Source organism: Halomonas sp. SL18_1 (assembly GCF_055755715.1).
On the sequence record NZ_JBVTRK010000001.1, the window covers coordinates 3,606,139 to 3,622,495 of the forward strand.

The 16,357-nt window shown below is 64.8% G+C and carries 22 protein-coding genes; 10 read left to right on the forward strand and 12 right to left on the reverse strand.

Going from position 1 to position 16,357, the window contains the following annotated elements:
- Nucleotides 1-126 precede the first annotated feature (126 nt).
- The 4 genes from ACSJDS_RS18335 (at nt 127) to ACSJDS_RS18350 (ending at nt 4,855) form a co-directional block, all read left to right on the forward strand.
- Nucleotides 127-1,194, forward strand: a complete 1,068-nt coding sequence (locus tag ACSJDS_RS18335) for a phosphotransferase family protein (RefSeq protein WP_473034485.1) — start codon at nt 127-129, stop codon at nt 1,192-1,194.
- 47 nt (nt 1,195-1,241) lie between these two features.
- On the forward strand, nt 1,242-2,453 hold the full coding sequence (locus ACSJDS_RS18340; RefSeq protein ID WP_473034486.1) for an ABC transporter substrate-binding protein: 1,212 nt from the start codon (nt 1,242-1,244) through the stop codon (nt 2,451-2,453).
- Nucleotides 2,454-2,528: 75 nt separating this feature from the next.
- Nucleotides 2,529-4,223 (forward strand): ABC transporter permease, encoded by a 1,695-nt coding sequence (locus ACSJDS_RS18345; protein WP_473035072.1) that lies wholly within the window; start codon nt 2,529-2,531, stop codon nt 4,221-4,223.
- Nucleotides 4,220-4,855, forward strand: a complete 636-nt coding sequence (locus tag ACSJDS_RS18350) for an ATP-binding cassette domain-containing protein (RefSeq protein ID WP_473034487.1) — start codon at nt 4,220-4,222, stop codon at nt 4,853-4,855. Before ACSJDS_RS18345 ends, ACSJDS_RS18350 begins: the two co-directional genes overlap by 4 nt.
- Here the strand turns inward: ACSJDS_RS18350 and ACSJDS_RS18355 are convergent.
- The 4 genes from ACSJDS_RS18355 to ACSJDS_RS18370 all read right to left on the reverse strand — a co-directional run bounded on the left by ACSJDS_RS18355 (nt 4,845) and on the right by ACSJDS_RS18370 (nt 7,562).
- On the reverse strand, nt 4,845-5,639 hold the full coding sequence (locus ACSJDS_RS18355; protein WP_473034488.1) for a YiiX/YebB-like N1pC/P60 family cysteine hydrolase: 795 nt from the start codon (nt 5,637-5,639) through the stop codon (nt 4,845-4,847). The genes ACSJDS_RS18350 and ACSJDS_RS18355 overlap by 11 nt on opposite strands.
- A gap of 162 nt (nt 5,640-5,801) precedes the next feature.
- Nucleotides 5,802-6,200: a hypothetical protein gene (locus tag ACSJDS_RS18360; protein ID WP_473034489.1), complete on the reverse strand. Its 399-nt coding sequence runs from the start codon at nt 6,198-6,200 to the stop codon at nt 5,802-5,804.
- A gap of 146 nt (nt 6,201-6,346) precedes the next feature.
- Nucleotides 6,347-6,760 (reverse strand): hypothetical protein, encoded by a 414-nt coding sequence (locus ACSJDS_RS18365; RefSeq protein WP_473034490.1) that lies wholly within the window; start codon nt 6,758-6,760, stop codon nt 6,347-6,349.
- A gap of 403 nt (nt 6,761-7,163) precedes the next feature.
- Nucleotides 7,164-7,562, reverse strand: a complete 399-nt coding sequence (locus tag ACSJDS_RS18370) for a hypothetical protein (RefSeq protein WP_473034491.1) — start codon at nt 7,560-7,562, stop codon at nt 7,164-7,166.
- A gap of 318 nt (nt 7,563-7,880) precedes the next feature.
- On the opposite strand from ACSJDS_RS18370, the gene ACSJDS_RS18375 reads away from it, so the two are divergent.
- Both ACSJDS_RS18375 and ACSJDS_RS18380 read left to right on the forward strand, forming a co-directional pair.
- Nucleotides 7,881-8,504: a sigma-70 family RNA polymerase sigma factor gene (locus ACSJDS_RS18375; protein WP_473034492.1), complete on the forward strand. Its 624-nt coding sequence runs from the start codon at nt 7,881-7,883 to the stop codon at nt 8,502-8,504.
- Nucleotides 8,498-8,716 (forward strand): zf-HC2 domain-containing protein, encoded by a 219-nt coding sequence (locus tag ACSJDS_RS18380; protein WP_473034493.1) that lies wholly within the window; start codon nt 8,498-8,500, stop codon nt 8,714-8,716. Before ACSJDS_RS18375 ends, ACSJDS_RS18380 begins: the two co-directional genes overlap by 7 nt.
- 89 nt (nt 8,717-8,805) lie before the next feature.
- Here ACSJDS_RS18380 and ACSJDS_RS18385 read toward each other — a convergent pair whose 3' ends face one another.
- The 4 genes from ACSJDS_RS18385 to ACSJDS_RS18400 all read right to left on the reverse strand — a co-directional run bounded on the left by ACSJDS_RS18385 (nt 8,806) and on the right by ACSJDS_RS18400 (nt 10,923).
- Nucleotides 8,806-9,267: a DUF302 domain-containing protein gene (locus ACSJDS_RS18385; RefSeq protein ID WP_473034494.1), complete on the reverse strand. Its 462-nt coding sequence runs from the start codon at nt 9,265-9,267 to the stop codon at nt 8,806-8,808.
- Between the two features lie 45 nt (nt 9,268-9,312).
- Nucleotides 9,313-9,726: a hypothetical protein gene (locus tag ACSJDS_RS18390; protein ID WP_473034495.1), complete on the reverse strand. Its 414-nt coding sequence runs from the start codon at nt 9,724-9,726 to the stop codon at nt 9,313-9,315.
- Between the two features lie 163 nt (nt 9,727-9,889).
- Nucleotides 9,890-10,240, reverse strand: a complete 351-nt coding sequence (locus ACSJDS_RS18395; RefSeq protein ID WP_473034497.1) for a DUF3179 domain-containing (seleno)protein — start codon at nt 10,238-10,240, stop codon at nt 9,890-9,892.
- Nucleotides 10,240-10,923 carry a DUF3179 domain-containing protein gene (locus ACSJDS_RS18400; protein WP_473034498.1) on the reverse strand — a complete coding sequence of 228 codons (684 nt, stop codon included), beginning with the start codon at nt 10,921-10,923 and terminating at the stop codon, nt 10,240-10,242. Before ACSJDS_RS18400 ends, ACSJDS_RS18395 begins: the two co-directional genes overlap by 1 nt.
- 220 nt (nt 10,924-11,143) lie before the next feature.
- On the opposite strand from ACSJDS_RS18400, the gene ACSJDS_RS18405 reads away from it, so the two are divergent.
- Together ACSJDS_RS18405 and ACSJDS_RS18410 are read left to right on the forward strand one after the other, a co-directional pair.
- Nucleotides 11,144-11,836: a TIGR04283 family arsenosugar biosynthesis glycosyltransferase gene (locus ACSJDS_RS18405; RefSeq protein ID WP_473034499.1), complete on the forward strand. Its 693-nt coding sequence runs from the start codon at nt 11,144-11,146 to the stop codon at nt 11,834-11,836.
- Nucleotides 11,826-12,443 carry a TIGR04282 family arsenosugar biosynthesis glycosyltransferase gene (locus ACSJDS_RS18410; protein WP_473034500.1) on the forward strand — a complete coding sequence of 206 codons (618 nt, stop codon included), beginning with the start codon at nt 11,826-11,828 and terminating at the stop codon, nt 12,441-12,443. Before ACSJDS_RS18405 ends, ACSJDS_RS18410 begins: the two co-directional genes overlap by 11 nt.
- Before the next feature lie 122 nt (nt 12,444-12,565).
- Here the strand turns inward: ACSJDS_RS18410 and ACSJDS_RS18415 are convergent, their stop codons facing one another.
- The 4 genes from ACSJDS_RS18415 to ACSJDS_RS18430 all read right to left on the reverse strand — a co-directional run bounded on the left by ACSJDS_RS18415 (nt 12,566) and on the right by ACSJDS_RS18430 (nt 15,258).
- Nucleotides 12,566-12,907: a hypothetical protein gene (locus tag ACSJDS_RS18415; RefSeq protein ID WP_473034501.1), complete on the reverse strand. Its 342-nt coding sequence runs from the start codon at nt 12,905-12,907 to the stop codon at nt 12,566-12,568.
- 67 nt (nt 12,908-12,974) lie between these two features.
- Nucleotides 12,975-13,406 carry a DoxX family protein gene (locus ACSJDS_RS18420; RefSeq protein WP_473034502.1) on the reverse strand — a complete coding sequence of 144 codons (432 nt, stop codon included), beginning with the start codon at nt 13,404-13,406 and terminating at the stop codon, nt 12,975-12,977.
- 107 nt (nt 13,407-13,513) lie between these two features.
- The gene (locus ACSJDS_RS18425) at nt 13,514-14,173 is read right to left on the reverse strand and encodes a hypothetical protein (protein ID WP_473034504.1); all 660 of its coding nucleotides are present in this window, start codon (nt 14,171-14,173) and stop codon (nt 13,514-13,516) included.
- Nucleotides 14,173-15,258: a cation:proton antiporter gene (locus ACSJDS_RS18430; protein ID WP_473034505.1), complete on the reverse strand. Its 1,086-nt coding sequence runs from the start codon at nt 15,256-15,258 to the stop codon at nt 14,173-14,175. Before ACSJDS_RS18430 ends, ACSJDS_RS18425 begins: the two co-directional genes overlap by 1 nt.
- 330 nt (nt 15,259-15,588) lie before the next feature.
- Here ACSJDS_RS18430 and ACSJDS_RS18435 point away from each other — a divergent pair, with 330 nt between their 5' ends.
- Nucleotides 15,589-16,170 (forward strand): sigma-70 family RNA polymerase sigma factor, encoded by a 582-nt coding sequence (locus ACSJDS_RS18435; protein WP_473034506.1) that lies wholly within the window; start codon nt 15,589-15,591, stop codon nt 16,168-16,170.
- Complete coding sequence (locus tag ACSJDS_RS18440) at nt 16,170-16,355, forward strand: zf-HC2 domain-containing protein (protein WP_473034507.1); 186 nt, start codon at nt 16,170-16,172, stop codon at nt 16,353-16,355. The genes ACSJDS_RS18435 and ACSJDS_RS18440 overlap by 1 nt, the downstream gene beginning before the upstream one ends.
- Nucleotides 16,356-16,357: the final 2 nt, after the last annotated feature.

A 16,357-nucleotide genomic window follows, 5' to 3' on the forward strand; every position in this document is an offset into this window, starting at 1 on the left:
GGTCAGTGCAGGACATCCCTGTAAGGAAAGGGCCCCACCTCCGACCATTCACTGGCACACTGCCCACTTGTTCACTGTCTACCGGTCCACCGCCCGAGATCGGACGACCCGATAGCGAGGAATGCCATGCCGAATACCGTCTCTGCCTTCGCTGGTCCGGAAACGCTAACCGCTCAGCTCGAGGCGGCGCTCAGCCTGGACGGCCAGCGGCGCGACATTGGCCAGATTCAGCCGATGGCCGATACCGGCCTGGCCCATCACCACCTGTGGCTTGGCCGCGAAGGCGGGGACTGGGTCGCCCGACTGCCCAAGCAGAGTCAGCTGGGCCTGGCTCCGGACGCCAACCTGGACTACCAGGCGGCCTGCTTCGCTCGCGCGGCTGCGAGCGGCCATACCCCGGCGCTGCAGGGGTACTCCCCCTTCGTCGGCGCTGCCCCGCGGGGGCTGCTGGTCAGCGCGGTGCGTGGCCGCCCGGCACGACTGCCCCAGGATCTGCCGGCCATCGCCGCCGCCCTGGCCGCCCTGCATGCCCTGCCGCTGCCGCCACGAGAGCGGCGCGCGCCGCTGCTCGCTCCCGCCGACCCTTGGGCAGCGATGCGCCGGGAGGTGGCCGACCAGGCCGCCTTCCTCGACGAGGCCGACCTCGGACCGGCGCAGCGCGACGCCATCGAGGCGGAACTGGCGGCACTGCCCGACACCCTGCCCAAGGCCGACGCGCGGCTGATCAGCTTCGATGCCCACCCCGGCAACTTCCTGATGACGGCTGAAGGCCGTGCGGTGCTGGTGGACCTCGAGAAGTGCCGCTACGGCCTACCCGGCTTCGACCTGGCCCACGCCACTCTCTACACCTCCACCACCTGGGACCTGAACAGCCATGCCGAGCTCACGACCGACCAGGTGGCCGGCTTTTATCGGGGCTGGGCACAGGCTGGAGGGGCCGTTGCCGATAGCGCCAGCCTGCTGGCCTGCCGGCGCGCCATGTGGCTCTGGTCGCTGACCTGGTGCGCCAAGTGGCGCGCCCGCCATGGCCGCGCCCAGGACGCTACCGCGCGCGGGGAAGACTGGTCGGCCGAGCTCAGCGACGACGCCCTGGTCGCCCACGTCCGCGACCGGGTCGAGCACTACCTGTCGCGGCCGATCATCGAACACGTGCGCGCCGAGCTGCGCGAACTCGAGCGCAGCCTCTCCCTGTGACCCGGCCCTGAGGCCCCATGACGACACTGCCGAAAGGAACTCCGACGATGCCAATCCGCCCCCTTTCCCTGCTACCCGCCCTCGCCCTGCTGCTGCCCCTGTCAGCACATGCCGCCCCCGACCCCGGCGACTGGGAGGCAGTGCTAGACGAGGCCCGTGGTCAGACCGTCTACTGGAATGCCTGGGCAGGAGAGGATCGCACCAACGCCTATATCCAGTGGGCGGGACGCCAGGTCGCTGAACGCTTCGATATCGAGCTGGTGCATGTCAAGCTTGGCGATACCGCCGAGGCAGTATCGCGAGTGCTGGCCGAAAAGCAGGCCGGCAACCATGAGCGTGGCAATGTGGACTTAATATGGATCAACGGCGAGAATTTCGCCGCCATGAAGGCAAACGACCTGCTGTTCGGCCCCTGGTCGGAGCAAGTGCCCCACTACCCGCTCACCGATCCGGACAACACCCCCGCTGTGCGCTACGACTGGACGATCCCGGTGGACGGCCTCGAACTTCCCTGGAGCAGTTCCCAGGTGGTGTTCTACTACGACACAGCACTGGTCGCAGAGCACCCGCGCTCCATGCCCGAGCTGCTCGACTGGGCTCAGGAAAACCCGGGTGACTTCACTTATGCTCGGGTGCCCAACTTCCTCGGCAACGCCTTTATCACCCAGGCGCTGTTGGAGCTTGCCGACGACACGGAGCGCTTCTATTCACCGGTGGATCAGGCCGACTTCGAGGCCGCCACGGCCCCTCTCTGGGAGTTCCTCGACGCCCTTCACCCCCACCTGTGGCGCAGCGGCCGCGCCTTTCCAGCCAACAGCGCCGAGCTGCGTCGGCTGATGGGCGACGGGGAGATCAGCATCGGCCTCTCGTTCAGCACCACCGAGGCCTCCGGCGCCATCGCCAACTTCGAGCTGCCCGACACGGTGCGCAGCTATGTCCACGATGACGGCATGATCGGCAACATGAGCTTCTTGGCGATCCCCTACAACGCCCAGCACAAGGCCGGCGCCATGGTGGTGGCCAATTTCCTGCTCTCTCCCGAAGCCCAGGCCGAGAAGCAGGACCCGGTGGTCTGGGGCAGTAATACCGTGCTCTCCCTGGACAGCCTGGACGAGGCGGATCGCGCCCGCTTCGAAGATATCGATCTGGGTATCGCGACGCTCTCACCGAGTGAACTCGGCACCGTGCTGGGCCAGCCCCATCCGAGCTGGGTAGATGCCCTGGAGGCCGCCTGGCAGGAACGCTATGTGGGCAACTGAAGGACCTCAGAGAGTCGCCAGTCCCTTGTGCCGGCCGTATCGTGAGAGGCGCCCACATCGGGCGCTTAGGCGGTGATGCTGCGTCTCGCGCCGGCGCTGATCGTCACCCTGCTGGTCGGCCCCATCCTCGCCGGGCTGGCCATGGCGGTGCTGCCCGCTTTCGGCTATCTGCCGGCGCTGGGCGGCACCGCGTTCAGCCTGGCGCCATGGCGGGAGCTGTTCGCCCAGCCCGGCCTGGGGCGCTCGGTGGCGGTGAGCTTCGCCAGCGGCCTGGCCACCACCGCGGTGTCGCTTGCCGTGGTGCTGCTGTTCCTGGCCGGCGCCTCGGGCAGCCGGCTGGACCGCTGGATCCGGCGGATGGTCTCGCCGCTGCTGTCGATTCCCCACGCCGCCGCCGCCTTCGGGCTGGCCTTCCTGATTGCTCCTTCCGGCCTGGTGGCACGCCTGCTCTCGCCGGGACTCACCGGCTGGGAGCGCCCGCCGGATGCGCTGATCGTCCAGGACCCCTGGGGACTCTCGCTGATGGCCGGCCTGGTCATCAAGGAGATCCCCTTCCTGCTGCTGATGAGCCTTGCCGCCCTGCCCCAGCTCGACCCCGAGCGGCGCCTGGCGATGGCCCGCTCGCTGGGCTATCGCCCGACCATCGCCTGGCTCAAGGTGGTGCTGCCGGCGCTCTATCCGTTGATCCGTCTGCCGGTCTATGCGGTGATCGCCTACGCCACCTCGGTGGTGGACGTGGCGCTGATCCTCGGCCCCACCCTGCCGCCGACGCTGTCGGTATCGATCCTTACCTGGTTTCACGACCCCGACCTCTCCCGGCGCTTCATGGCCTCGGCCGGTGCCGTGCTTCAGCTCGGCGTCACCGCCACGGCGCTGGCCACCTGGTGGTGCCTGGAGCGTGTGATCTCCCGTCTGGGACAGCGCTGGATCGCGCGCGGCGGGCGCCGGCGCGGCGAGCAGCCGCTGCGCCTGGCCGGCAAGGGATTGATCCTGCTGGCCACCCTGACCGCCTTCACCGGCATGGCCAGCCTCGCCCTCAACTCCGTCGCCGGTTTCTGGCGCTTCCCCGAGGCCCTGCCCCAAAGCGTGACCACAACGCACTGGCTGCGCGCCCTGCCTGCCCTATCCGGACCGGTGATCTCGACCATCGTCATTGCCTGCGTCGCCACCCTGATCGCCCTGGCGCTGGCGCTGGCGGCACTGGAAAATGAGCAGCGTACCGGCCGCCATCCGACCGAGGGGCGGGTGCTCTCAGCGCTGGGGCTGCTCTATCTGCCGCTGATCGTGCCGCAGATCGCCTTCCTGTTCGGCCTGGTGGTGGTGATGGAGTCCCTGGGCACTCGCCCCACCCATGGCCTGGTGATCTTCGGCCACCTGCTGTTCGTGCTGCCCTATGTGTTCCTGTCGCTGTCCGAGGCCTACCGGCGCTTCGACCCACGCTGGACACAGCTGGCGCTCAGCCTGGGGGGCTCGCGCAACGGCGCCTTCTGGCGAGTGCGGCTGCCCATGCTGCTGGCACCGATGCTCACCGCCTGCGCGGTGGGGCTTGCCGTCAGCATCGGCCAGTACCTGCCCACCCAGCTGCTCGGCGCCGGCCGGGTACCCACCGTGACTACCGAAGCGGTGTCGCTGGCGGCCGGCGGCAACCGCCGGGTGATCGGCGTCTGGGCCCTGGTCCAGGCCAGCCTGCCGCTGGTGGGCTTCATCATTGCCGTGGGACTGCCACGGCTGCTCTGGTCCCACCGTCGCGGCATGCGAGGCGCCCCATGAACGACCGCCATACCCTGACCCTGGAACAGATCCGCATCACCCTCGACGAGGTGACGCTGCTGGAGCTCGACGCCGAGGTGGGTCCCGGCGAAGTGCTCACGGTGATGGGCCCCTCGGGCTCCGGCAAGTCGACCCTGCTGGCCTTCCTGGCCGGCTTCCTGGCCCCGGCCTTCCGGGCCAGCGGCCGGGCGCTACTGGATGGCCAGGACATCACCGGCCTGCCGGCGGAGCGACGCGGTATCGGCCTGCTGTTTCAGGACCCGCTGCTGTTTCCCCATCTCTCGGTGGGCGGCAACCTGCGCTTCGGCATGCCCCGCGCCACCCCCGACAAGGCCGCTCGGGTGGCCTCGGCGCTTGCCCAGATCGGCCTCTCGGGCTTTGCCAAGCGCGACCCGGCCACCCTTTCCGGCGGCCAGAAGGCCCGGGTGGCGCTGATGCGCCTGCTGCTCTCCGAGCCCTGTGCGGTGCTGCTCGACGAGCCCTTCTCCAAGCTCGATACCCATCTGCGTCACGAGATGCGCCAGCTGGGGTTCCAGCGGCTGCGCGATGCCGGGCTGCCCAGCCTGCTGGTCACCCACGACCGGGAAGACGCCGAGGATGCCGGCGGCCGGGTGATCGAACTCAGTCACTGAGTCCGGACGAGGTAGTCGGCATGCCCCCATGCGGTTCTTGCCAGCGCAGCCGATAAGGATCGAAGCCGTCGACCAGCTTGGGTTTGACGATCTGGAAATAGGGCGAGAGATCGAAATCCCGAGGCGTGAACAGCGAATGGTGGCGCCGTCGTAGCAGAGGGCGCCCCTTGCGCGGCCCGGACCCAACCTTGCTGGCGCCTTCATGGCTGGGCAGTATCGGGTAGCGAACCGACTGAAACGCCTCGGCAATCAGCGTAGAGCAGATGGCCCGGGTCGGGTCTCCGCTACCGAGCATGAGCATGCCCCGACGCCAGCGCGAGGGTACCGGAGGAAGCGGCATCAGGTAGCGCGCCAGATCCAGGATGTTGCGCAGGTCGTAGCAGTGGCCGACTCGACCACAGGCGAAGCGTATCAGCGCATCGACATCCTCAGGCGCGAGCCCCATGGGGCGGCAGATTCTCAACGGCACGCCGACAAACTCATCGAACCCCACCAGCCTGACGCCTTCGCTGAGATCCGCTTCGACGAAGCAGTCACCCGGCCGCCCGCCAGCTTCCCGAGCGGCTTGCTCGCCGACGAAGAGCGCGGCATGGGACCAGGAGGACTGAGTGAGATACTTGATCACGGTGCTGAGTCGTGAAGAGCCCTCCACCAGCAGCACATCTCCCGGCTCCAGGCAGGGCAGCAGGTCGCTTTCAATACGCCCCTCGGGCTGATGCCAGGGGCGCGGGCAAGAGAGCCAACAGCTCAGCAGATACCCGATGCGTTCGATCAACTCGTTCATGATCCGCCCCTCCCTCAGCTAGCCAGGCACCAACACGCCGGCTATGACTTGCTGTCGCGACCATTGGCCGCGCCTTACAGGGGAAGCGGCTATCGCAGAGGCGCAGACGACATCGCCAGGCGTGTCGCCTGGCGATGTCATGGGGAGGGGGAGAGTTGTCGATTAATAGTCGGCGCGCAGCTGGTAGCGATTGGCACCCTGCTGTTTGCCGCTGGCGTTCCAGGACTCGACTTCCAGCGTGTAGGTGCCGGGCTGCAGCTGACGGTCGAGGACGAAGTTGCTGCCTTGCCGGGACGCCGTGGTCACCACGCTGCCGCTCTCATCCCGCAGGGCGCCACGAACATGAATGTGCGCCGTTTCAGTGGGAACGAGTGCCTGGCTGGCGACCTTGACCCGGGTCGGGGACTGGACCTGCAGGGTATAGTGGTCTTTGCCACCCACCGCCTGTGAGCTTGAGTAGCCATTGTTCAGGTCCAGCGACATCGCGGATGCCTGGCCGGCCAAGCCCAGTGCAAGTGAAGTCGTCATTGCGGCAGCGGTAATTTTCATCGAAAGTTTCATAACACTCTCCTGACACTATCAAGTTTATAATCAATTTATCACCAGGATCTTATTGCGCCGATCCTTGGTTATTTAGTAGGTAACTCAGACCGATTCCTTACAGCATTTCCCCAACAAATCATCAGCCAGCTGTCGGCCACACCCCATCACCGCCCGGCGACGATACGGGTGTTAAGCAGATAACGATTGGGGCCGGCCTTCTTCATGGTGATGTTGCGAGAATCCACCAGCAGCGTATAGCGACCCGGCTCTAACTGGCGATCGATCGTGAAGGCGCTGCTCCAGTGAGGGATGGATGCCACCACGTTGTTGTTTTCATCAACCAGGCGGCCACGAACATTCAGGCTGCCTGAGTAGAGGGGCACGATACTATGGCTCTTCACGGTCACTCTCGCCGGCGATTGAAGCTGCAGGCTATAGCGGTCCGTTCCTCCTACCGAGCTGGAACCCGACCAGCCTTGGCGCAGAACCGTATCATCACTTGCCGATGCATGAGCCACGGCTCCCAGAGCCAGCGACGCTGTTAACAGTGTTGCCGAAAATTTGGTTATCGCTTTCATGACGCTTCTCCTTCCATCATCTTAACTCGTTAGCTTTCGAGGACCCACCTCGTGAATCCTTGCCTCTTAGTAGTACAGCCACAGCCAGTCATTACAGGAAAAACGACAAAAACAAGATTCCATTGTCTTCTATAAAACAGTCAGAAGGTTTCATACCGACCTGTAAGGAATCGCCTTCTTCTACGACTAAAGCCTTCGCGCATTTCGCCGGCCGGCTCGCGAGAAAAACCGGGAGAGGCCGCATGATGTTAGTCCCGGATCACTCCCGCGAGGGTACCGGCGACCGAGCGGCCGAATTCAGCCACTGCCTTTCATGGTGGGAGCTCATCTGTCAGGACGCCGACGACATCGCCAGGCGTGTCGCCTGGCGATGTCATGGGGAGGGGGGTGGGAGAGTTGTCGATTAATAGTCGGCGCGAAGCTGGTAGCGATTGGCGCCCTGCTGTTTGCCGCTGGCGTTCCAGGACTCGACTTCCAGCGTGTAGCTACCGGGCTGCAGCTGGCGGTCGAGGACGAAGTTGCTGCCTTGCCGGGCCGCCGTGGTCACCACGCTGCCGCTCTCATCCCGCAGGGCGGCACGAACGTGAATGTGCGCCGTTTCAGTGGGAATGAACGCCTGGCTGGCGACCTTGACCCGGGTCGGGGACTGGACCTGCAGGGTATAGTGGTCCTTGCCACCCACCGCCTTTGAGCTCGAGTAGCCATTGTTCAGGTCCAGCGACATCGCGGAGGCCTGACCGACCATGCCCAGCGTAAGTGCAGCCGTCATTACAGCAGCGGAAACATTCATTGCGAGTTTCATGACACTTCTCCTTCATCAGCTAATCCTGGTTATCATCTTTCGAGGATCCATTCTGTGAATCCTTGCCTCTTAGTAGTAACACCACGCCCAGTCATTACACGAAAAATGCCAGAAACTCGATTCCATTACTTTCTATACAGCTACCAAAATCTTTTATCATGACCTGTAAGGCCTCCCTTCTATATGCGACAAAGCCCTACGCCACTTTTCTGTCAGGCGCCATACCAATGGCGGAGGTGTCTCGCACGCGCTCTGGATAGCGATGCACTTCCGCATGAGACAGGTTTCGTTCGCACAACAACACAGGGGGCGGAAGCCATGACGAATGAAGCACCAGCCAAGAAAGCCACTGGAAATGCAGCACCCAGAGACGCTGAGCGAATCGCACGATTGGCTTCCATCCGTCCTCGCCTGCTATCGTTTTCCCTGCTACACCTGCGCGACCCTGCGCTGGCCGAAGACACCGTACAAGACGCCATGCTTGCGGCCATTGAAAATGGCAGCACCTATTCCGGCCGTTCGGGGTATGAAACCTGGGTATTTGGCATCCTCAAGTATAAGATTCTCGATGCCATACAGGATCAAAAACGCCGTGGGTACTGGCAGACCCTGGAAGAAAATGCCAATCACGACGCCACCGATCGGCAGTTTCTGCACAATGGCCGCTGGCACGCTCTGGCCCGACCCAGCGCTTGGGGCGAACCGGAGAGCATGTTCGAGAACGAACGCTTCTGGCAGGTATTTGACGCCTGCATGCAGAACCTTTCCGACAACTTGGCCAGGGTCTTTTTACTTCGTGAGCTGATGGGGCTATCGACTCGCGATGTCTGTCGGGAGGTAGGGATTGGAGAGAATCACTGCGCCGTATTGCTTTACCGGGCGCGGCTCAAGTTGCGAAGCTGTATCGAGAGCCGCTGGCTCACGGAGGCCCAACCATGCTGATGTGCAAGGAAGCCACGCGCCTGATGTCGCTGAAGCATGACCGGCCGCTTACCTTTCAAGAGCGACTATCGCTGCGCCTGCATCTTTCGATGTGCGGGGCCTGTCGTGAATGCGACCGTCAATTCACCCTGTTGCACGAGATCGGCCGGTCCTTCGATTCAGCGCGGATCCACGAGGAGGATGAAGACCAAGGCGATGACAGCTCCCGCTAACCGGGGGCAACACTCGAAAACACACGGCGAAAAAAATCGCCCGGCGCTATCCGGGCGATTCATCATATCCTGCGCTGCATTGGGTCGAGCTATCGACCTGCCGCCTCGGCGGCAATACCGGCCAGGGCATCGGCTACGTCATCGAGCGGCAGGTCGCAGGCACTCAAGTCGTGGCGCTCGGCGAGATAGTCGGGATGATTCCACTCCAGCACGGTTCCCGCATCGGTTTCGCGAAGCAGCAGTTTCTGGGGCAGATCGAGGGCCACGCTGCCCTGGCACTGCATCATTGGCGTGCCAACCTGGGGATTGCCGAACACGAAGACTCGCGTGGGAGACAGGGACAGCTCGACACTCGCCGCGTTGGCCGCATGATCCACCACCGTGACCAGGGTCATGCCGCGCGACTCGAGCGCGGCTCGCAGCCGCTGGTCGACCTCATCGATAGCGTCATTACTGGTCAGGCGCTCGATCCCCTGGCCGCCCAGCGCCGGGCCGGCGACCAGCAGGCCGGCAAGCATCAGCATCGTCAGCGGTTTGCGAATCTCAATCATGGTCGTGCCTCCTTGTCATGGCTCAACGTGCATTTTGGTCAGGTTTCAGCGTGAATGCTCAGCATCGTCCAGCCGGCGGCCGTAAGCAACGTCGAGCCGTTTGGCCATCCCCCACAGGGCGACGCACAGCAGCAGCAGCGACACGGGAATCAATACCGGGGCCAGGCTGGCCACGGCGCCGGCGATCGGCAGCCCCAGCCAGATCAGCACCAGCGGCGCGCAGCAGGCGCCGCCGGCCAGCAGGGCGGGCAGCGCTGCCAGCAGGCCGGTGCCGGAGCCCCCCAGGCCGCAGACGCGTGGCGCCCGCCACAGCCGCCAGCCGGCCACCAGGTTGAGCCCCACCAATAGCCCCACGATCAGCGCAAGCAGGGTATTGATGGGGCTGAAGGTCCAGACCAGCCTGCCCAGGAAGAACAGCCCCACGGGCTCGAACTGGAAGGGCCCCCGCGTCTCCCACACTCTTTCCCAGGCGGGAAAGAGCGCCAGCCAGCCACCCTGGCCTCCCCCATGATGTCACCTGTCAGCCACAGGTACAGCAGGGCGTACACGACCGTTACCGTCCCCACGGCGCTGGCCATGGCGGGATGCGACAGCAGTGACGTCACGACGCGCAGCAGGGCCCTCATGGTGCCTCCCCGCCTTCATAGAGGATGGTATCGGGATAGAAGGCCGCCCAGGCAAACCACATCGCCTCGAAGGCGTTGACCGGTTCCAGCTCGCCGGTACCGCCGCCGCTGATCCCGTCATCGCCGAAACGAATCGCCTGGGCATCGAGAGCGAGCTGCTCGGGGTTATGGAACACCCAGCCGGTGGCAAGCTCGGGGTCGTGCACCACGCTGTAGTGGCTGTCACCCAGCGCCAGGTCGACCACCCCCTCGGCCGCCAGCGCCTGCGGCGTGATGGCCGCGGCGCCGTGTCGGGTGCGAAAGCCGAGGATTTCCGTCTTGGGCGCAAAGCGATCGTCCCGGTTCATCACCGGAAAGAGGCGGGCGCTGTCGGGCCGATAGTAGCCTGACAGGGGGTATAGCTACCGTAGGGGTCACGCTGGTAGTTCCGCACGAAGCCGGTCCGGTCGGTCAGCACCTCGCTGTCGGGATAGCGCGCCTGCCACCGCTCCCAGGTGGTCCAGACCACGCGGAACTCTTCCAGCCCGCGTCCCTCGAGCGGTCCGTCGATGGCCACGCCGAGAATCTGCGGCCACTCGCTGTCGGTGGCCCGGTCGTACATGATCAGGTTGCTGTTGACCAGCCGACCGGAGACCCCCAGCTCGGCGGTACCGCGCTTGAACCCCAGCGCGGTACCGGTCAACGGACAGTAGGTGATGCTCACCGGCTCGCCGCCCAGCTCATCGTTGACGATTTCATGCCAGACCAGGATGCGCTGCGGGTAGGCGCGTACCACGCCGTTATGATGTACCCCGATGATCCGCTCCTCGGGATCCAGGTCGGACTGGTCGGCCGGCTGGAAATGCGGCCGGTCGATGGAGGGGATGCCGTCCTTGCCGGGCCCGCCGGCGCGAATCTCGCCGCGAAAGGCCTCCAGCGAATACGCCAGAGGAACCGCAGGAGGGTGCTCGGTAGGCGGTGCGGCCAAGGCGGCCATCAGCGGTGACAGCGTCAGGGTCAGTGCCAGCGGCAGGGAGTGCGAAGGCTTCATGGTCCCCTCTCCTCGGTTTCAGGGCGGCGGTGGCGGCTTTACGCCGTCGGCGTCGGTACGCGTCCCCCTTGGTCGCCACAGGAACCGGATGCCTTACAGCTCACGAACAGACCAGCCCTCGCCTCCGGCCGCCATGGCGAGCGCCCTATAGCGGCAGGATTCCGTGTAAGCTTCTTCGCGACGGCACGACCAAACGGCACCCCGCTACCGGAGATCGCCCATGCCCCCGGCCCCTCGGCTGAGCATTGTCATTCCCACACTCAACGAGGCCGAGACCGTCGACGCCTTGATGCACCACCTGCTTGGCCTGTGGGTCTGCGGCGTGGAGATCATCGTCGTCGACGGCGGCAGCCGGGATGACACCCTGGCCCGGGTCCGCCCCTTGGCCACCCACGTGATCACGACGCCCCCGGGGCGCGCCACCCAGATGAATGCCGGCGCCCGGGCCAGCCGCGGTGAGCACCTGCTGTTCCTGCATGCCGATACCCGGCTGCCGAAACGCGCCGACCGGCTGGTCGCCCAGGCGCTGGCCGGCAGGCGCTGCTGGGGGCGCTTCGATGTCCGTCTGGAGGGCCGCCATCCGCTGCTGCCGCTGATCGCCTTCGCCATGAACCGCCGCTCGCGGCTCACCGGTATCGCCACCGGCGACCAGGCCATGTTCATGATCCGCCGGGCGTTCGAGGCAGTGGGCGGCTTTCCCGACCAGCCGCTGATGGAGGACATCGAACTCTCGAGGCGGCTCAAGCGCCTCTCGCCGCCGGCCTGTGTGGGCGCCAGGGTCACCTCCAGCGGCCGCCGCTGGGATCGCGGTGGCGCCTGGGCGACAATCTGGCTGATGTGGCGGCTGCGCTTTCGCTACTGGCGAGGCGTCGCGGCCGAGGAGCTGGTCCGGGAGTATCGCCATGTCCGCTGACTTCCCACTGGCGATACTCGCCAAGGCGCCGCTGCCGGGGCGGGTCAAGACGCGGTTGATCCCGGCGCTGGGCGCCGAAACGGCGGCGCGGCTGCATGCCCAGCTGCTGCGTCAGACGCTCACGGTGGCCACGGCGGCCACCGTATCCCACCGTATCAGCCTATGGACGGCGCTGGATCACGCCCATCCGCTGTTCCTCGAGCTGGCCAGGCGCTACGACATCGAGCTACACGCTCAGCCGGCGGGCGATCTGGGCCAGCGCATGCACCACGCCCTGACCGCCATGCCGGGGCCGGGGCTGGTGATCGGCAGCGACTGCGCGGTCCTGACGCCGGCGCTGCTGCGGCAGTGTCACGCGGCGCTTGCCGAGTCGGACGCTGTCTGCCTGCCGGCCGAAGACGGCGGCTATGCGCTGATCGGCGCGCGCCGTCCCGACATCCGGCTGTTTGCCGCGATCGACTGGGGCAGCGAGCGGGTCATGGCCCAGACGCGGCACCGGGTCGCAGCGCTGGGCTGGCGCCTCGCCTGTCCGGCGACGGTATGGGACGTGGACCGTCCCGAGGACGTAGCACGCTGGCTCGGGGCCGAACCGGCCGCCGGCGACTGAGCACTCCTTCGCCCTTCCCTCCACTCGGAGCTCTTACCGATCCAGCGCAGCGGCCAGGCTGTCACCCGACGCACTGCGCATTCGTGGACGCGGCATATCCAATCGCGGATAGTCCAGCGGGCTTATTGGGCTTCTGCTTCCGCCTCGACCTCGCCTTCTGCTTCGCCTTCCGCTTCTGCCTCAGCCTCGCCTTCTGCCTCGGCCTCGCCTTCCGCTTCTGCTTCAGCTTCGCCTTCCGCTTCCGCCTCGCCTTCCGCTTCCGCCTCGGCTTCGCCCATGGCTTCCGCTTCGGCTTCACCCTCTGCCTCGGCTTCCGCCATCATGTGATAGCCGCTTTCGGTGGCCACATCGGAATAGATCGCCGTGAGCGCCGAGCCCCCGGTAACCAGGGCCAAGACGGGGACGGCATAGGCAACGCCCCGGGAAAGGCTGTTGAGAAGATTTTGTCGCTTGTCGTCCGGCATACATCCTCCTTGTCGGGTATTTCGGTGGCAACGTCAGGTCAGGCCACCGAATCGGGGATCACGGCGTTCAGGCGTTATTGCCTTTGGCCAGCAGGTAGAGGGCCAGCATCACCAGCGTCACTTGGAACATCATGCCGCCGAGCGGATGCGACGCCGTGGCCATGAAGTGCCACTGGCCCCAATGCACCATGAAGATGGCCCCCAGCAGGATCAGGATCATGCCCAGGGCGGCCAGACGGGTGGCCAGGTCGCCTAGCTCGGACGCGATCAAACCTCCGAGCAGGATCAGCACTCCGGTGCCGACCTCACCCAGTGCCACGGCGCCGCCAAGCACTAGGGGGAGTCCCATCATCATGGAGAACTCGGCGACACCGCCCCCCATGAATTTGTCGATCCCCATGTAGAGAAAGACACTGGCCAGGGCGAAGCGCAGAAACCAATGGGCATACCGCTCTACAGGGGCCTGTTGGACGGCGCCGGCGGTTCTGTCTGTGTTCATCTCGTCATCTCCTTGGCTTGATCTCGAAGTATCGGGGCTCAAGAGTCTGTCGAGGACAGCGGCGGAGCCTTACAAAAGCGGCATGGCCTTCGCTCTTCTGCCGCCCCTCAGCGAGAGTATCGGCGAGCCAGGCAGTAGCTAATGGCCAGTACCGCGCCGAATACCAGATGCGCCAAGATGGTGATCCAGTTTCTCGCCATCTCGAACCAGGGGAACATGGCGGTAAACAGGTAGAAGTTCACCAGGTAGATCGCCAGCCCGAAGAGCAGGCCAGCCCCCAGCGCCTTGATCGGGCCGGCCTCCTCGATAAAGGGGGCGAGTATCCAGGCATAGACCAGCGACAGGGTGAAATGCACCACCATGGCCACCAGCGCCAGGTCGATGGCGAAGGTGGCAGGCGGCGGCAGAACGTGCGGCCCCATGCCGATCGCCGCGATCATTCTGACCGGCGCCCAGGGGCTCATGCCCTGAAAGAGCCAGACCATGGCCATCTCCAGAAGAATGAAGACGACGCCGGCAATGACACCGGCAATGGCGGCCAGCCCCCAGGCGCTCTGTTTCAGACGCCGCGCCAGGAAAGGCGACATACTGCTCATGGCGTCGCCGGGATCCGAGCTTTCCCGTCCCTCGGCAACCGGGAGCTCATTGACCGGGTAACGTTTCAGATAAGACGCCATCAGCAGTGGATGCACTAGGATGCCGAAGGCAACCACGGCGAACACCATCACCAGCAGTTCATCCCGGTAGGGGTAATCCAGGGGCAGCATCAGGGCAAGCCCAGCGGGTATCGCCCCCGCAACCCACCCAGCATCAGGGCATGACGCCATGCAAGTGGCAAAGCACAGCCTTGCAGGCGGATAAGGGGGCCAGAGGCATAGACCAGTAGGGCGCGACTGAATAAGAGCAGTACGATGATCAGCGCGTGGGTCCAGTCGAGGGAGAACACTTGTGGCGCCATCGCCGCCCCCAGGGCAAAGAACAGCACGCTTGACCCCAGACTGCCCAGGTATTCCCAGAAATCGTCATAGAGCTCTCGCTTGTCAGGCGCGCTACTGCGGCGGGAGTGGCTGAAGGCCAAAGCCGCGAACACCACCGCGATGATGCCCGAGGCGTGCAGCAGGCGTTCGCTGAGCAGAAAGCCCGCAACGGGAAGCGCCAGGGTCAAGGTCAACCCTGACATACGATTCTGCTCGCCCCAGTGGCGCACCAGACGCCCTATCAGCCAGCCCAGCAAAAGCCCAACCGGCACGGCGAGCAGCATGCTGCGAAAGGTTTCGATGGCGATATCGCCAGGCAGAAAATCGCCCGCCCCGATCACGGCCCCGGCCAGTGCCGTGAACATCACCACGGTGATGGCATCGATGAAGATCGACTCACCGTCCAAAAGCAATCTGAGCCGCCTGGGTATGGTGAACCGGTCCAGCAAGTGGGCGACGGAGATGGTGTCGATTGCCGCCACGGCGGCACCGAACATCAGACCATGCAGGTAGGGGAGCTCAAGCAGCCAGGCGACAGGCAGGCCGATCAGAAACATCGCCATGGGCATGCCGAGCAGCACTAGCAGCATCACCGGAGCGGCGGCACGCACCAGTAGCGCAATCGGCAGGTGGCGCCCTTCCGAGAAGGCCAGCACGGGCAGCAGTATGCCGAAGACCACTGCCGGATCGAGACGCAGGGACGGAAGCTCGGCGATGCGCGACGCCGCCAACCCATAGCCGATACCCGCCAGGAGCAGCCATGACTCTGCGGGCAGCACCGTACGCGGCGCATAATGGCGAATGCAGGACACCAGAAACAGAAAGCCGCACAGCGCGGCCAGAAGCCGGGTATGGTCGTCGACGAAGCCTTCCATCCACTACCTCCAGACGCTATTGCCGAGCCGCGGGCCAGCATGAGCTGGCGGTGGGTATTTTGCCCTTCGCATCGTGTCAGTATGTTTAGGGTTCAAAGTGTAGTAATACGGTCCTGACAGATATTGGAACGATCGGTACTAAATGCATATCATGTAGGGGCCGCCAGTGGCGGCGTTGCGCATTTCACATGACGCCAAGGCGATAGGCAGCCAATACGTCGAGCTAAAAAGGCAGGAGCCCGACGGAAAATTGCCAATGCCTGAGACCCTGGACCATGCTGTGTTAGCGCATGCCCTATGGACTACCGTGCCGAAACAGGAAGCCCCAACATGACCGCAGAAACGCTAGACGACCGCATGCAGCGCCTGTCCGCCGTCCGGCCACGGCTGGTATCCTTCGCCCGGCTGCACCTGCGCAACAACGCCCAGGCCGAGGATGCCGTCCAGGACGCGCTGGAGGCTGCTATCGAGAAAGACGCCAGCTTCTCCGGCCGCTCGGGCTACGAGACCTGGGTCTTCGGCATTCTCAAGTACAAGATCCTCGATACCATGCGCGCCCAGAAACGCCAGGGCAAATGGCAACCGCTCGAGGACGAAACCGACGACGAGGCCCTGGACCGCCAGTTCCAGCAGAACGGCCGCTGGCGAGAAGAGGCCCGCCCGGCCAGCTGGGGCGAACCGGAGGCGGCGTTCGAGAACGAGCACTTCTGGCAGGTGTTCGATGCCTGCATGATCGCCCTGCCGGATAACATCGCCCGGGTCTTTTCGCTGCGCGAGCTGATGGGGCTCTCCACCGAGGATATCTGCCGAGAGCTCGGCATCAAGGAGAACAACTGCTGGGTGATCCTTCACCGGGCTCGGCTTCGCCTGCGCAGCTGCATCGAACAGGGCTGGCTGAAGGAGCAATGCTGATGATAGTGATGTGCCGACGTGCCACTGAGCTGATGTCCCAGCGCCTGGATCGACCGCTGACCTGGCAGGAACGCCTCTCGCTGCGTCTCCACCTCTCCATGTGCGGCGCCTGCACCCAGTGCAACCGGCAGTTCGAGCTGCTGCATCGGGTGCAGTATCGGTTCGATCTGGATCAGCAGGACTAGGG

What these genes read in the sequence shown, in the direction of transcription:
- ACSJDS_RS18375 (WP_473034492.1), top strand. Translation starts at nt 7,881, where the DNA reads ATGACGAATGAAGCACCAGCCAAGAAAGCCACTGGAAATGCAGCACCC.
- ACSJDS_RS18400 (WP_473034498.1), bottom strand. Translation starts at nt 10,923, where the DNA reads ATGAAGCCTTCGCACTCCCTGCCGCTGGCACTGACCCTGACGCTGTCA.
- ACSJDS_RS18425 (WP_473034504.1), bottom strand. Translation starts at nt 14,173, where the DNA reads ATGCTGCCCCTGGATTACCCCTACCGGGATGAACTGCTGGTGATGGTG.
- ACSJDS_RS18385 (WP_473034494.1), bottom strand. Translation starts at nt 9,267, where the DNA reads ATGATTGAGATTCGCAAACCGCTGACGATGCTGATGCTTGCCGGCCTG.
- ACSJDS_RS18350 (WP_473034487.1), top strand. Translation starts at nt 4,220, where the DNA reads ATGAACGACCGCCATACCCTGACCCTGGAACAGATCCGCATCACCCTC.
- ACSJDS_RS18405 (WP_473034499.1), top strand. Translation starts at nt 11,144, where the DNA reads ATGCCCCCGGCCCCTCGGCTGAGCATTGTCATTCCCACACTCAACGAG.
- ACSJDS_RS18430 (WP_473034505.1), bottom strand. Translation starts at nt 15,258, where the DNA reads ATGGAAGGCTTCGTCGACGACCATACCCGGCTTCTGGCCGCGCTGTGC.
- ACSJDS_RS18335 (WP_473034485.1), top strand. Translation starts at nt 127, where the DNA reads ATGCCGAATACCGTCTCTGCCTTCGCTGGTCCGGAAACGCTAACCGCT.
- ACSJDS_RS18345 (WP_473035072.1), top strand. Translation starts at nt 2,529, where the DNA reads ATGCTGCGTCTCGCGCCGGCGCTGATCGTCACCCTGCTGGTCGGCCCC.
- ACSJDS_RS18370 (WP_473034491.1), bottom strand. Translation starts at nt 7,562, where the DNA reads ATGAAACTCGCAATGAATGTTTCCGCTGCTGTAATGACGGCTGCACTT.
- ACSJDS_RS18365 (WP_473034490.1), bottom strand. Translation starts at nt 6,760, where the DNA reads ATGAAAGCGATAACCAAATTTTCGGCAACACTGTTAACAGCGTCGCTG.
- ACSJDS_RS18435 (WP_473034506.1), top strand. Translation starts at nt 15,589, where the DNA reads ATGACCGCAGAAACGCTAGACGACCGCATGCAGCGCCTGTCCGCCGTC.
- ACSJDS_RS18340 (WP_473034486.1), top strand. Translation starts at nt 1,242, where the DNA reads ATGCCAATCCGCCCCCTTTCCCTGCTACCCGCCCTCGCCCTGCTGCTG.
- ACSJDS_RS18410 (WP_473034500.1), top strand. Translation starts at nt 11,826, where the DNA reads ATGTCCGCTGACTTCCCACTGGCGATACTCGCCAAGGCGCCGCTGCCG.
- ACSJDS_RS18420 (WP_473034502.1), bottom strand. Translation starts at nt 13,406, where the DNA reads ATGAACACAGACAGAACCGCCGGCGCCGTCCAACAGGCCCCTGTAGAG.
- ACSJDS_RS18355 (WP_473034488.1), bottom strand. Translation starts at nt 5,639, where the DNA reads ATGAACGAGTTGATCGAACGCATCGGGTATCTGCTGAGCTGTTGGCTC.
- ACSJDS_RS18415 (WP_473034501.1), bottom strand. Translation starts at nt 12,907, where the DNA reads ATGCCGGACGACAAGCGACAAAATCTTCTCAACAGCCTTTCCCGGGGC.
- ACSJDS_RS18395 (WP_473034497.1), bottom strand. Translation starts at nt 10,240, where the DNA reads ATGAACCGGGACGATCGCTTTGCGCCCAAGACGGAAATCCTCGGCTTT.
- ACSJDS_RS18360 (WP_473034489.1), bottom strand. Translation starts at nt 6,200, where the DNA reads ATGAAACTTTCGATGAAAATTACCGCTGCCGCAATGACGACTTCACTT.
- ACSJDS_RS18380 (WP_473034493.1), top strand. Translation starts at nt 8,498, where the DNA reads ATGCTGATGTGCAAGGAAGCCACGCGCCTGATGTCGCTGAAGCATGAC.
- ACSJDS_RS18440 (WP_473034507.1), top strand. Translation starts at nt 16,170, where the DNA reads ATGATAGTGATGTGCCGACGTGCCACTGAGCTGATGTCCCAGCGCCTG.